At 35.3% G+C, this 14,313-nt stretch carries 13 protein-coding genes and 1 tRNA gene; 5 read left to right on the forward strand and 9 right to left on the reverse strand.

What is annotated here, in order from left to right; all coding sequences use genetic code 11:
* Nucleotides 1-130: 130 nt before the first annotated feature.
* The 3 genes from IGK81_RS07995 to IGK81_RS08005 are packed head-to-tail and all read right to left on the reverse strand — an operon-like array spanning nucleotide 131 to nucleotide 2,942.
* Entirely contained in the window at nucleotides 131-1,126 is a 996-nt protein-coding gene (locus tag IGK81_RS07995; RefSeq protein WP_034698369.1) for a FecCD family ABC transporter permease, read from the reverse strand.
* A complete protein-coding gene (locus IGK81_RS08000) occupies nucleotides 1,123-2,112 on the reverse strand; it encodes a FecCD family ABC transporter permease (protein WP_034698373.1) in 990 nt (329 codons plus the stop codon). The genes IGK81_RS07995 and IGK81_RS08000 overlap by 4 nt, the downstream gene beginning before the upstream one ends.
* The gene (locus IGK81_RS08005) at nucleotides 2,109-2,942 is read right to left on the reverse strand and encodes an ABC transporter ATP-binding protein (RefSeq protein ID WP_172595703.1); all 834 of its coding nucleotides are present in this window, start codon (nucleotides 2,940-2,942) and stop codon (nucleotides 2,109-2,111) included. The genes IGK81_RS08000 and IGK81_RS08005 overlap by 4 nt, the downstream gene beginning before the upstream one ends.
* 142 nt (nucleotides 2,943-3,084) lie before the next feature.
* Here IGK81_RS08005 and IGK81_RS08010 point away from each other — a divergent pair, with 142 nt between their 5' ends.
* Nucleotides 3,085-4,041 carry an ABC transporter substrate-binding protein gene (locus tag IGK81_RS08010; protein WP_034698376.1) on the forward strand — a complete coding sequence of 319 codons (957 nt, stop codon included), beginning with the start codon at nucleotides 3,085-3,087 and terminating at the stop codon, nucleotides 4,039-4,041.
* 78 nt (nucleotides 4,042-4,119) lie between these two features.
* Here the strand turns inward: IGK81_RS08010 and IGK81_RS08015 are convergent, their stop codons facing one another.
* Nucleotides 4,120-4,623 carry a dihydrofolate reductase gene (locus IGK81_RS08015; protein ID WP_010737807.1) on the reverse strand — a complete coding sequence of 168 codons (504 nt, stop codon included), beginning with the start codon at nucleotides 4,621-4,623 and terminating at the stop codon, nucleotides 4,120-4,122.
* 168 nt (nucleotides 4,624-4,791) lie between these two features.
* Nucleotides 4,792-4,956, reverse strand: coding sequence for a 50S ribosomal protein L33 (gene rpmG / locus IGK81_RS08020; protein WP_002320810.1), 165 nt, complete (start codon nucleotides 4,954-4,956; stop codon nucleotides 4,792-4,794).
* A 206-nt stretch (nucleotides 4,957-5,162) separates the two neighbouring features.
* On the opposite strand from rpmG, the gene IGK81_RS08025 reads away from it, so the two are divergent.
* Nucleotides 5,163-5,609, forward strand: coding sequence for a DUF2188 domain-containing protein (locus IGK81_RS08025; RefSeq protein ID WP_034698380.1), 447 nt, complete (start codon nucleotides 5,163-5,165; stop codon nucleotides 5,607-5,609).
* Nucleotides 5,610-5,717: 108 nt separating this feature from the next.
* Here IGK81_RS08025 and asnB read toward each other — a convergent pair whose 3' ends face one another.
* Complete coding sequence (gene asnB, locus IGK81_RS08030) at nucleotides 5,718-7,613, reverse strand: asparagine synthase (glutamine-hydrolyzing) (protein WP_034698382.1); 1,896 nt, start codon at nucleotides 7,611-7,613, stop codon at nucleotides 5,718-5,720.
* A gap of 589 nt (nucleotides 7,614-8,202) precedes the next feature.
* On the opposite strand from asnB, the gene IGK81_RS08035 reads away from it, so the two are divergent.
* Entirely contained in the window at nucleotides 8,203-9,150 is a 948-nt protein-coding gene (locus IGK81_RS08035) for a glycosyltransferase family 2 protein (protein WP_431393297.1), read from the forward strand.
* A gap of 78 nt (nucleotides 9,151-9,228) precedes the next feature.
* On the opposite strand, the gene IGK81_RS08040 is transcribed toward IGK81_RS08035, so the two are convergent.
* The 3 genes from IGK81_RS08040 to IGK81_RS08050 all read right to left on the reverse strand — a co-directional run bounded on the left by IGK81_RS08040 (nucleotide 9,229) and on the right by IGK81_RS08050 (nucleotide 12,056).
* A complete protein-coding gene (locus IGK81_RS08040; RefSeq protein WP_034698384.1) occupies nucleotides 9,229-10,593 on the reverse strand; it encodes a DUF6056 family protein in 1,365 nt (454 codons plus the stop codon).
* 612 nt (nucleotides 10,594-11,205) lie between these two features.
* Nucleotides 11,206-11,293: transfer RNA gene (locus tag IGK81_RS08045), tRNA-Ser, on the reverse strand.
* Between the two features lie 196 nt (nucleotides 11,294-11,489).
* A complete protein-coding gene (locus tag IGK81_RS08050) occupies nucleotides 11,490-12,056 on the reverse strand; it encodes a TetR/AcrR family transcriptional regulator (protein ID WP_010737811.1) in 567 nt (188 codons plus the stop codon).
* Between the two features lie 254 nt (nucleotides 12,057-12,310).
* Between IGK81_RS08050 and IGK81_RS08055 the strand changes: the two genes are divergently transcribed.
* Nucleotides 12,311-13,639 carry a DUF1576 domain-containing protein gene (locus tag IGK81_RS08055; RefSeq protein ID WP_034698395.1) on the forward strand — a complete coding sequence of 443 codons (1,329 nt, stop codon included), beginning with the start codon at nucleotides 12,311-12,313 and terminating at the stop codon, nucleotides 13,637-13,639.
* Nucleotides 13,608-13,943, forward strand: a complete 336-nt coding sequence (locus IGK81_RS08060) for a hypothetical protein (RefSeq protein WP_025480148.1) — start codon at nucleotides 13,608-13,610, stop codon at nucleotides 13,941-13,943. The genes IGK81_RS08055 and IGK81_RS08060 overlap by 32 nt, the downstream gene beginning before the upstream one ends.
* Nucleotides 13,944-14,313 lie beyond the last annotated feature (370 nt).

A 14,313-nucleotide genomic window follows, 5' to 3' on the forward strand; every position in this document is an offset into this window, starting at 1 on the left:
ATGCCTTCACGACCTCTGATTCACTCTTTTCATTTGAATAGACAGAATAATCGTAGTCTCAAAATAACGAGAAACTACTTTGGGAAACACTGCTTACTCAACACAATCGTTTCTTCCCCGTATTTATTTTCTAAGCAATCGTTTGTTTGGAAAATAATAAATATAAGAAATATGGAGCTCCTAGGACCGCAATTAAAATCCCAGTAGGAATCTCACCACTTGGTAGAATCACTCGTGTAAGAACATCTGCAATCGTTACAAAAAATGCCCCAAATAATCCACTCAAGATCAAGGACAGTTGATTTTCTCTTCTGACGACAAATTTAGCCAAATGAGGAGCTAACAAACCGACAAAAGATAAGCTGCCAGCTACCGCAACGCTTCCGCAGGCTAAAGCAACAGCGAGTATCAATAGGATTTTTTGACTTTTCTGCACGTCTAATCCTAGACTTTGCGCTCTTTCTTGACCAAAAGATAATAAACCAATTCGTCGACTGTAAATCAGCACGAAAGGAAGCAAAATGACTGCCCAAGGTAACAATGAGAAAACATATGGCCAACTAGCTCCCCAAAGTGAACCTGCTAACCAGGCATTAACAAAACCATAGTTTTCTTTCGACAATTTAATCGTAAATAAAAGCATCAATGCCGACAATCCAGCATTGACTGCAATTCCTGATAGTAAAAGCCGGTTCATCCCTAAAAAACTATTTCTCGTATAAGCAAACAAGTACACAAGTAAAGCTGCAAGCAAGCCGCCTAGAAAAGCCACGATCAATAGTAAAAACGGAAAAGTTTGGTTGGCATAAAAGCCCAAATAAATCATAACGAAAAAACCTGCTCCAGCGTTAATGCCCAATATGCCAGCATCAGCTAGTCTATTTCTGGTAACTCCCTGCAAGATAAAGCCTGAAATACCTAAACACATACCAGCAAGAAGACTGATTAATAGACGAGGGGCACGAAATTCATAAACAATCAACTCTTGGATTGCCGAACCATTCCCTTGAAACACCTCAGCTAATTGATCAAATGGAATAAATGGTGTGCCAATCATTAAACTTGCAACTATACTAACAACTAATAAAAGAAATAAAACAACTAGTGATTGGTAACTTCTTTTCATCCTTGTTCCCTCCTTACTTGGAGTAGTAAAAACGGTACACCGATCAAGGAAATTATTAAGCCGAATGGCGTTTCAAATGGCGGATTGATCATTCGTGCAACATAATCCGCCAACATCACTAATCCTCCACCTGCTAAAAAAGAGGCTGGTAAAACATACCGATAATCGGAACCAATAATTCCTCGGACGATTGGTGGAACCATCAATCCAATAAATGAAACTGGTCCAACTAACGACACCGCCATTGCAGCTAACCCCGCCACTAATACAAATGCAAAAAATCTGATCCGTCCAGGGTTGCCTCCTAATGCCAAGGCATGTGACTCACTTAAGTTGACCAACGAGATGGAGCGACCTAACAAAAAGGAGCCACTAACTGTCAACAGGTAAATTGGAGCCAAAATTTCCAATTGATGCCATGTGACGTTCGCAGCGCCTCCCACGAACCAAAACGCCAAGTCTTGTTGCAAATTGAATAGTTGTGTCAGCGCTTGACTAATAGCTGTAAAAAAAGTACTGATCGCAACACCTGCTAAAATCAATTGAAGTGGATTCATCCCCATTTTTGAAAAACGTAAGAAACCAAAAACAAATAATGTAACTACCAACGAACCAAGTAATGACAGTAAAAAAACAGAAAAAGCAGAAGCATGTGGCCAAAACGCAAAACAAAGAGCCATTGCAAGTGATGCTCCTGCATTAATTCCTAATAACCCTGAATCAGCTAAAGGATTCCGCGTCACCCCTTGCATCAATGCGCCACTAAGAGCAAAACAGCTTCCGACTAAGAAAGCCCCCAGCACTCGAGGCAACCGAATCGTTCGGATAATCAACTGCGATTGAACTGAGTCGTCAAATTTAAAAATCGCTTGCCACAAATTAGAAAAGTCGACAACCGCCGCTCCATTGGCTAACGCAAAGAAAAATATACTAACTACTCCTAGCAACAATAGGGAAAGAATCATTCGTTTCCTCTTTGTCTTCATTGTTCATCCTCCTTACGATCATTGATTAAATCGTAAGACAAAACAACGGGTTTATTCGTTTCAGGCAATTCGATGATCTGCGCTTCAATTTCATAGATTTCCCTCATCCATGACGTTGTGATTACTTCATCAGGTGTGCCTTGAACCACTATTTGTCCTGCTTTCATCCCAATTAAATAGTCAGAAAAGCGAGAAGCGTGATTGATGTCATGGATCGACATTAAAATGGTTGTCTGTTTGATATGATTGATCTCTTTCAGTAAATGTAAGATTTCCAATTGATGCGCAGGATCTAAAAAAGTGGTTGGCTCATCTAAAATCAAAATATCCGCTTCTTGGGCTAAAGCCATCGCAATCCAAACTCGTTGCGCTTGTCCACCTGATAGACTCGAAAGCTCTCTTTCTTTCAACTTAGTTAGTTGCGTCGCTTCCAACGCCCATTGGATAGCATGTAGATCTTCTTCATTTAATCCACTAAAAAATTTTTGATAAGGATAACGACCATAAGAGACCACCTCTTCGACAGTCATGCCTAAAGGGTGTTCACTACTTTGGGCTAACAGTGCAATTTTTTGCGCTAACATCTTAGGACTATATGTAGAAATTTCAGATCCATCTACGATAATCTTTCCTTCTTTGACAGGTAACAGTCGAGTAAAACTTTTTAATAAAGTTGATTTACCACTGCCATTAGGACCAATCAAACTTGTCACTTTTCCTTCTGGTATCTTGATAGACATTTTTTCAATCACTTGTTTATTTAAGTAACCCGTTGTAATATCAACAGCTTCAATCGTCGTCAAATTTTTCATCCTTTCCCTGAAAATCATTCTCAATTATGAAGCTCCTTCACAAATTCGTCAAGTTTTACTCTAAATGGCTCATTCCCGAAAATAGTTGACATGACCACTATTGTCAGGAATAATATCAATTGAGAATGATTATCAATGAAAATCCCTACAGGAGGAAAAAATGAAACTAAAAAAGAATATCTTTACCATTGGGGCCACAGTGTTGCTGCTTGGTTTACTTAGCGCCTGCTCTTCTTCAAATAATTCATCCAATTCAACTGACACAGCAGGTAATGAAACAACTGCAAAAACTCACCTAGTGACTGATGCCTTGGGTCATAAAGTCGAGATCCCTAATCAACCAAAACGAATCATCGGGAGTTACCTCGAAGACTATCTTATCGCTTTAGGTGAAAAACCTGTTGCTCAATGGACAGTTGGTAGTGGATCGATTCAACATTATTTACAAAAAGAATTAAAAGATGTTCCCACGATCTCTTATGATCTTCCGTATGAAAAAGTCTTAAGTTATGAACCCGATCTTTTATTGATCTCTTCTTCGGCTACAGTTGAAGGAGGTAAATACGAGCAATACAACAAAATTGCGCCAACCTATGTCGTAAAAAATGGGAATGATGTCACTTGGGAAACCCAACTAAAAGATATCGGAAAAGCATTAAATAAAGAACAAGCAGCAGAAAAAATCATTACTGATTACCAAAAAAAGGTGAAAGCCACTAGACAAGAACTCGCAGATAAAATCAACGGCAAAACGGCTGCTGTTTTATGGGTAACGAATAACTCAGCATTTATGGTTAGTGAAACACGTTCAAGTGGAAGAATCATTTACGGTGATCTAAAATTTGGTGTGCCAAATCTAGTTACTGAAATCTCTAAAAGTGCAACTTCAGATTGGTCAGCTGTCTCTGCAGAAAAATTAGCAGAGTTAGATGCAGACTATCTCATCTTAGTCAACAGTGATGAAAAAGCTGCGATGTTTAATGAAGCAACTTGGCAAAATTTAAAAGCGGTCAAAGAAAATCATGTCTTAGAATTTGGTCCTGAATCTAGTTGGCTCTATAATGGTCCAATAGCTAGTCAAAATATGGTCAATGATATCAAAAATAATTTGAAATAAATCATCTGAACAAGAATAGACGTTCACCTTCCTTTCTTTACAAATTGGAGTGAACGTCTTTTTTTATTTAACTATGTGCTAAACCACTTTGCTCATTTTTTGCCATTTCTGAAATCGATGAGGGTATTGATTTTCTTGGTTGACAATTCCTTCATGTTCTTCCACTAATTCAAAACTTGTAAAATCGATTTCTCCAATAAATGTATCCCCCTCAAACTCTGCATCAATTAATGTTCGCCAGATGATTTTTGTTTCTGGTAACAAAGCTTGAAAAATTCGACTTCCTCCTGACACATAGATATCTTCAGGTATATCCTTGGCATATGCCAAAAGTTCATCAATCGAATGAAGGACTTCCGCATTTTTTTCTACTTTAAAATCTTTTTGAGTAGTTAACACAATGATATGCCGATAAGGAAGAGACAATTTGCCCATGCCTTCATATGTCTTTCTCCCCATCACTAATATTTTATCCATCGTATGTTCCCGAAAAAAACGCATATCGTTTGGTAACCTCCAAGGAAGCAGGCCATCTTTTCCAATCAAACCATTCTTGTCTTGTGCCCACATTGAAATAAACATGTGTTTCATCCTCTCAAACTGAATTTGAACAAACGATTTCAATCATACAAGAAAAACGACCCTGTTACAAGAAAAAGAGTCGCTTGTCAGGTTTATGGTTTCATTCAACCTTCACTATTAAAAAAAGTCTAGCTTCCTAAAAAGGATTCTAGACTTACGCTGAACTAATTATTTAGTTTCACGGTGTAAAGTAACTTTACGTTCGCGTGGGCAATATTTTTGTTTTTCCAAACGATCAGGGTTGTTACGTTTGTTTTTGCTTGTTAGGTAGTTACGTTCTTTACAAGAAGTACACTCTAAAGTAATGTTTACGCGCATGTTTTTCCCTCCCATTTTTTACTAGAATCCTCTAAGATGACTCTCAGACTTGATTATCTTACCATGATTTCCACTAGATTGCTAGCCTTTTTACAAAATTTGTTAAGTAAAACTACTTGACGAAAGTTATCTAAATAACTACTTGCTAAACAAAATCTTTTCCTTTTCCAACTATTGCGCTTACACTTGAAATATAAATAATTTTTGAGGAGGAAGATTTTATGCCTTGGAATATGAAAGATTATCCGCCTGCAATGAAAAATTTAGAAGAGTTAACACGAAAGAAAGCAATCGATATCGGTAACGCCTTGCTTGCAGAAGGCTATCCTGATGATCGTGCTATTCCGATTGCTATCAAACAAGCCAAAGAATGGTCAGAAGATGCTACTTCTACTGAAAAAAAAGAGTTTTCTCAAGAAAAAAATCCAACAAAGCATGATTCTCACGACACAAATCCAAGAGCTTCTAAATTATTGACAGCCAACGTGATCGTAAAATTTGAAGAAGATAAGTGGATTGTCCAATCAGAAGGAGCTAAAAAAGCAAGTAATCATTTTGATACGAAAGAAAAAGCGATTGAAAAAGGGAAAGAAATTGCTCAAAACAAAAACACATCATTAATTATCTACAAAAAAGACGGAACGAAAGAAAGAGAAATAAACTATTAATAAAAAACAACTCCTCCACAATAAAGGAGGAGTTGTTCACTGTTAAAAAGGAATAAAATCAATCCACTCGAAGCGGGATGTTCTTTTGCTTCGCTAACTGATTACTTTTTAGACTGTTACATAATCGATTGCTTCAGCCTTAGGGATTTCTTCGTCAACGAAGAAAACTTTATACCAAGTTAAAAAGCTGAAAATCGTCCAAATTTTTCGTTGTTCTTCATGACGCCCTTCATGATGGTCATTTAACAACTTCATAATTTTTTCTTGATCAAAGAATTCTTTGGCAAAATCAGCCTCAAATAATTCTTTGACTTGTTGATAGCCATGGTCTTCTTTCAACCAAGCTTTGATTGGTACTGGGAAACCAAGTTTTACACGGTTAGACCATTCTTCTGGCAAATGTTTATTTGCTGCTTGTCGGAAAATATCTTTGGTATTATTTTGATTTAACAGATACTTACTTGGGATCTGTTCTGCCAATCTCATCACTTCGATGTCAAGTAACGGTACGCGTACTTCAAGTGAGCTGGCCATTGATAATTTATCCGCTTTTAATAAAATATCTTTTGGCATCCATTGATGAAGGTCAACGTATTGCATTTTGTTCACTTCATCTTCGATTTTTTCAGTTTTAGCATAATGGACTGCCATAATCTCCTGAACGGAAGGAGCCTTTTGGTATTCTTGTTTTAAAATATCTGACGCTTCGTTTTCTTCAAACACTCGGGCATGACCAATAAAATATTCTTTCGCAGGAGCTAAAGATTCATATAAGTGGATTCTACCGTGGAAGTTTTTCATCTTGCCAATTTTTCGTCCCAAGTTATAACGTGTTCCTTTTGGTAGTTTCTTCAACCCTTGAGCAATGACACGAATAACTTTTGAATTCGTATGGAACCCATAAGTTTGGTATCCCGCAAATAGTTCATCTGCCCCTTCACCTGATTGGACAACTCGAACACTTTGCGAAGCCAAGTTTGCTAAGAAATAAAGTGGGACACATGAAGGATTCGAATCTGGCTCATCCAAATGGTATTGAATCAAAGGAAAAGCTTTAAATGACATATCTCCATCGATGACAGCTGCTGTATTATCTAAGTCCAAAAGTTCTGTTAACTTTCTAGCTTCAATAGCTTCATTATATGTTTTATCATCAAACCCAATTGAAAAAGAATGATCAGGTTTTAATACAGAAGTCACATAGCTTGAATCTACCCCACTAGATAAGAATGAGCCAACTTCTACATCGCTGATCGTATGTGCTTTAATCGATGCTTCAACTGTTTCATCAATCTTATCGATCCATTCTTTCCGTGAATAGTTTTGTTTTTCTTCAAAATTAGCATCCCAATATTGATGAATCGCTAACTTATTATCTTTGTAAGTGAAATAATGACCTTCTGGCAAACGGTGAACCCCTTTAAAAAAGGTTTCTCCATTTAATGGTGAATATTGAAATGTCATATAAGGTTTCAAGGCTTCTTTATTCAATTCTTTATGAAAATCTGGATGTGGTAAAAAGCTTTTGATTTCTGATCCGAACATAAATGTGCCGTTCATTTCCGCATAATAATATGGTTTGATTCCAAAATGATCCCGAGCACCAAATAATTCATTGCGTTTATTGTCCCAGATTGCAAAGGCAAACATACCCCGAACCTTTTGTAATAGATCAGTTCCCCATTCTTCATAACCATGCAACAATACTTCTGTATCCGCATGTGTTTGAAAAATATGTCCAGCTGCAATCAGCTCTTCTCTAAGAGGTTGGTAATTATAGATTTCCCCATTAAAAATGATGACTTTTGTTCGATCTTCATTATAGATAGGTTGTTTTCCACCCTCTAAGTCGATAATACTTAATCTTCTAAATCCTAAAGCAACATGCTGGTCAATATAATCACCCGAACTATTCGGTCCCCGATGAACGATTCGATCCATCATGTCGTTTACGATTGCTTTTTTATTGTCTTTGTCGTTAATAAATCCTACAATTCCACACATTTTATTTTTCACATCCTAGATAATAATTACTATTACTTTGTTTCGTCCATAAGCATCTTATCATAGAGGCTATTAAATCTTGAAATAATAGCTCTCTTACAGTTTCGTCACATGAAATAACAGTGAATATTTTTGAGTTCTACTATAAAAAAAGTAGTCCTATTAATTAATTTAACATGTTTTGACTAAGGAAGCTATTTTGTTTAGCAAAGACTTGAAAAATATTCATTATTATTTAATCATCTCTATCATTTAACCAATCAAAATTTAGTCCTTACTAAATAATCCGCTCTAATTAAGTTACGAGCGATTTCCAATAAGACTTGTTTGATTTTACTCTTAAACCTTCTTGTCGTGAAAGAAATTCCGTTGGAACAATCTCGTTTAAAAACAAGAATATATTTTCCACTTACAAATAAACCTAACTAGATCTGACCTCATCTCGCATAGTATCTGGTTTATATTTTCTTTTCTATTTCTTCGAACATAGCTAAGAAGACTTTGTTCGTTTACTTATCTCTAAAACTATATTTTTTTTGATTCATTCATGTTATTATTATGAAGGATCTTTATTGGAAAGGGTAATGTTATGAAAGTATCAATTGTGGTTCCATGCTATAACGAAGAAAAAACAGTTCCTCTTTTTTTTAACGAGGTCGAAAAATTTAAGGGAATACATGAATTTGAATATTTGTTTATTGATGATGGTTCAAGAGATAATACATTACAAGCAATCAAAGCATTAGCTAATGACCATGAATATGTACGCTTTATTTCCTTTTCTCGAAATTTTGGGAAAGAAGCTGCTTTATATGCTGGTTTACAAGCTTCTACTGGCGACCTTGTCTCTGTAATGGATGTTGATCTACAAGATCCACCTGATCTATTACCAGAAATGATTGAAACAATTATGCAATCTGATATTGATTGCGTCGGTACTCGTCGTTCGACTCGTGACGGTGAACCACCGATCCGTAGTTTTTTTGCTAAGAAATTTTATCAGCTAATCAATAAAATCAGTGATACTGAAATGGTTGACGGAGCGAGAGATTTCCGTTTAATGACTCGCCAAATGGTTGATGCTATCTTGGAATTAACTGAATACAACCGCTTTTCGAAAGGCTTGTTCAGTTGGGTTGGTTTTAAAACCAAGTATATTTCCTTTGAAAACCGTGAACGAGTAGCTGGTGAAACCTCTTGGTCTTTTTGGAAATTATTTAATTACTCTATTGATGGAATCGTCAACTTTTCAGATGCACCATTAACAATTGCTTCATTCGTGGGGGCATTATCATGTATTGGTTCAGGTCTTGCTATTTTATTTATTATTTTACGTGCCCTGTTGTATGGTGATCCTACAGCTGGCTGGCCTTCCATGGTCTCGATTTTCTTGTTTATCGGAGGTATCCAATTATTGTGTCTTGGAATAATTGGCAAATACATTGGAAAAATCTTTTTAGAAACCAAACAACGTCCAGTGTATATTATCAGAGAGACTGAAAAAATTATTCCAAAAAACTATCAAAGCGAGAAATAAAAAAACTCAAGTTGTAACGATCTCAATAGTTAGTGATCTAACTGTTGGATTTCCTACAACTTGAGTCTTTTTTTATTTTCATCTATTTATGATGGTCAAAACAATGGTCCCAATCCCCAGCATAGTCAAACTAAATTGTACGAGTTCTGCTTTTTGCGGATTCCAGGTTTTCAACAATTCTTTTACCAGCATTAACACTAAAATTCCTACAACAATATATAAAATATAATAAGTTCTCATTCCTGAAGCCCAGATCGTAGGAGAAAATCCCATAATTATTCTTGAACAAGCGCCCATCATCATTAACAACATAAGAAAAGATGCTGTTTTTTTATTTTCAAAACTTAAGTAAATCCCTAGGAGTAAACAAGCCAATAAACCTAAAACAAGTAAAGTCGCTATCCATGATCCAGGACGAGTAAGTGACAGATTCGTTCCAGTATCGGTAAATAGCTTTGTTAAGTGACTGCTATCCCATATTTGTGCACGACTATTGCCACGTATGTGTATAAAACTTTCACCCATCGTATTCCCTAGGTAGATAATCAGATTCAAGAAAAAAGGTATAGCAGATAATAAGCGGCCATAATAATTTTTGCACTTGTTATAAGAAAGTAAAAAAACAAATAAGAACAAAATTAAGAACAATACATTTGTATCTAGAAAAAAAGGCTTTCCAAAAGAAGAAATACCCAAATCCAATTTAGTAATAAACCCAAATTGATCATATTGAGGAAACCACTTACTAATTTCTTGAGATGTCCTGATGGCATTCCCCGGTGTTGTCAACGAAAATAGTAACTCAATAAAACTTATGAGCAATGGGAGAATCAATAAGCGATGATATGCTCTTTTATATAATAAATAGCCAGTTATAATGGCCGTTAAAGTAAAAAAGCACGCATTCACTTGTTCTTGGTTAGCAGCAAATATCAGGAAAGGCAAACTAAACCAATAAATACTAGGAGTGATAGCTCTTCCTTTCAAGCGTTGGAAGAATGGGAAAAAAGCGAATAAGCAAAATGAAACGGACCATTGATAATTCAAAGTTGTCGACTCCCAGCCTGTTTCCCCCATCACGGTAAGTGGGACTAAGCAGTAGACAGATGTAACTAGCAACACGTTCTTACCATCCAATTTTTCAAAAACATACTTACAAATCATCAGGACCGTGCCCAACATGATGATTGAATTGATAAATTTCCACAGCAGAAAATGTTTAGAGAAAAACATCATAAACAGCTCTATGATAATTCTCGAACTCCAAGTTTTATAATGTTCGATCGAAGCTCCTAAATACCCTAGTTGGTCTAATCTATTTGAGTAAACTAAATCGTCTGCTCTAAATGATGGCATATATAGATTGAAAAATAAAAAAACAAGCCAAATAACTAAAAGCAAAAAAAATAATTCTTTATTAATTCTTTTTTTATTCCAGTACATTATTAAACTCCTTTTTATAATTTATCCCAGCAATTATAACACAGAGGCTTCTGTTTCCTATATTTTTTTCATCCTTTTATTTTTAAATAATGAATAAAATGGTCACTTTATCAAAAATAAACATAACAATTAACAGGTTTCATTCATTGGTTTTCCAAAGCGTTTGATCAACCATATTCGGCTAAAAGAAGATTCATTACTTGTTAATAAAACTTTACAAGAAAAATAAGTACTCCAAACAAATAACACCGCATAATTTTTGAAACATTCATAAATTCTCCATTCTAAATGATATCGTTCATGAAGAGACAAAAGTTACAATAACTATCGATAGGCATCTGACGGAAATTCGGAATACAAAAAGAGGTTATGAAAACTTTGGGTAGCTCCAATGACAATAAGAAAGAATTTTTTAAACATCTTTCCATGTTTGAAAAATTCAAGCTTATTCCAAGAAGCTGCAGCTTAAACACTATTGATTTATTTTTTGAGTAAAGTGTGGGTTTAATGTCGCACCATCAGAATAGTCTTTCGGGGGAGTCAAAAAATAATTCAGATTAAAAAACACAACAAAAAAGACACGACCTAAATCGTGTCTAACTGTTGATATAAAGGAAGGTACAGGATTTGAACCTGCGCGCCGGTATTAGCCGGTTCGCCGGATTTCGAGTCCGGTGCATTACCACTCTGCCAACCTTCCATACCTATTATTTTTAAACTTTTTTTAGTAAAAAGTCAAGCCTATTTCCCGATAGAAATCAAAAACCGGCATATTTATTTTATGAGGAGACAAAAAAACACAAGAATCATTTTCTGCTCCTTCTTAAATAGTGCCCAATTTGAAGTAAGAAAGAGTATTGGAATGAACCTTGTGTTATCACACTTCATAAGTAGATCTAACTAATTGTTTCAGGATTTTCTAAAGAAAGAATAGAATCAATCGTTCGCTTGATGAACGAAATAATTTGTTCTTCAGTTGGGTGCATGATGTTTGAAGACATTAAAGATGCAATTCCGGTAACTGCAACCCAGGTTCCAGTGTGTAATGCATCAACGTATTCATCTGACAACTGGTTGTATCGATGATCTTGTTTGACGATTTCACGGAAATAGTTATAAGAAAAATCATGCATTTTTTGTCCGTCGCCATGTTCGTCGATATATAATGCCATGTAAAGACTATGATGTTTTTTTGCAAAGTAGATATAGTTTAATCCTAGGTCAATAATTTTATCTCCAGTACGTTCAACTGGAAAAACATTTTCTTTGAGTTGTTCAAAAATTGAGTCTAATAAAGTATTTTTTAGATCCTCCATGTTTTTGAACTCTAAATAAATAGGTTGTGTGGATATACCCATTTTTTTAGCAATATTTCTCGCAGTAAACCCTTTAAAACCTTCCTTTGCAACAACATCATAAGCAGCTTTTAGAATTTGATCTTTAGTATAGACTTTTCTTCTCATTAAAACTCCCCCACTTCTTACTGCAGTATATGTTGTTTTATTGTAACCGATATACACAGTTTTTGGCAAATAATTTACTCAAAACGTTATATTTTAAGTTTTTTTCTTATTTATTTTTAACAATGATACAATATTATTTAAGAATAAACAAAAATACTGTTTCCCCTTACAAAAATTGATTTTTCTGTAACTGTTAGTTGACCAAAAGATTTCTTTCACGTTATAGTTAAAGAAAACGACAAAGAAGGTATGTAATGGTTAATAAAAACGACGTTATTTATATTCACCCCATCAAAAAAAAGCCATCTCAAAAAAATAAGTATTTTTATTTAACATTTACTGGCTTGTTTTTTCTAATAATCGGGCTTGTTTCTGGACATCCGGTTGAAACTATTGAGGGACTCAACAATATCCTCACTTCTCCTAGTAATCTGATGACCGATTATTTGGCAATAGGTGGTTTTGGAAGCGCATTTATCAATGTTGGTGTTCTGACTTTGTTGTCCGTACTTCTTTGCTATCATCATAAAGTCTATCTAAATGGACTAATCTTTGCTTCTGTATTAACCATCACAGGCTTTTCTTTTTTTGGAAAAAATCTGTATAACTCTCTTTCCATTATTTTGGGTGTCTATCTCTATGCACGTTTTGTACATAAACCATTTTCACAGTATATTATGGTTGGCTTATTTGCTAGCGCCTTGTCACCTGTAGTTAGTTATATCACTTTCGGTATGAACTTACCATTGGGCTTAGGTATTTTATTTGGTAATCTGACTGGTATACTCGTTGGTTTTTTACTCCCTCCTTTGGCATCGCATACCCTTATTTTTCATCGTGGATTCAATTTGTATAATATTGGTTTTACTTCTGGATTGATCGCCATGGTCGTGGCTGGTATCCTTCGGTTATTTGATTTTTCAATTGAAGTTCAATCGTTCGTTTCAACAGGCTACCATCAAGAACTTACATTAGTCATTTTTCTTTTTTTTAGTTTAACTACGCTATTTGGTTTTTTTATTAATTCATGGAAGCTCACTGGTTTACATGACATTTTTCAAACTTCAGGAAAAGTAACTACTGATTTTATGGCGATCTCAAGTATCGGTGCCACCTTACTAAACATGGGGTTAGTAGGGCTAATGCTTTCCATCTATGTTCTTCTTATTGGTGGTGAATTCAACGGCCCGATTATTGGGGCAATCCTATCTTCAGTTGGATTCAGTGCCTTCGGTTGTCATCTAAAGAACAGTTTCCCCATACTTATAGGGATTTATCTTGCTTCATATCTGGCTACTATCCATGATGCCTCTCAAACAACAATGATCGTAGCAGCGATATTTGGTACTGCACTTGCTCCTATTAGTGGTTTTTATGGTAGTATTTTTGGTATTTTAGCTGGATTTTTGCATATTGTCTTAGTCCATAACGTCAGTGCATTACATGGCGGATTAAGCCTATATAATAGTGGATTTTCAACTGGATTCGTTGCAGGTTTTCTTGTACCGATCTTAGACAGCCTGACTGTTGGCAGAAAGGAAAAGGATGGCATTGGAAAAAGAATTATCAAAAAGAATCATTAGTGAATTTTTAACCTATCTTTATTCTCACGAGATCACTGAAATAAGGATTGGGCTAGAATCAACACCCGAAGGATTATATATTGAAATTCAAGGAACTTGTTATTCACCTCCTTCTGATTTGCATGAGTTAGCGGAAATGCTCAATGAACCAAGAAATCCTACTATGGATCTATATTACCAAGAGCTTGGAAATGTTTTTCTGGATCAATCAGATTTCCGATTACTTGGAAGTCTGATTGATGATGTGGAACTCATGTACGAACTTCCCATCTTAAATATAAAAGTATTTAGACGAATCCTTTGATTCAACAGGCTTAGTGAAAAGACAAAATGAGACACTGATTTTCACTCCCCTGAGATATTCCCTTTAGCTTTCATATAGTTATGGCGTTCAGAGTATTCTATCCACGTAAGTAAGCTAGAAACGCATCAGAGGTAAAGCAAAAACTTCTTCTTTTAGTTTCCTCAGCTTATTTTAAAGATTTAATACTTGAACGCCGATTTTTCATTTAATAGAGGATATTTTTCCTAAAACTACAGGCACAAAAATAATACTTCAAATACATCTTTAGTTGGATGTTTTTGAATCGTTTTTAAATTATACTTATTACAACTTACAAAATTGTTTGATAACTGTCATTTAAAATAGTGGCACAAAGAGTCACTAATAAAGT

Source organism: Enterococcus sp. DIV0703 (assembly GCF_051711065.1).
Taxonomy (GTDB): domain Bacteria; phylum Bacillota; class Bacilli; order Lactobacillales; family Enterococcaceae; genus Enterococcus_B; species Enterococcus_B hirae.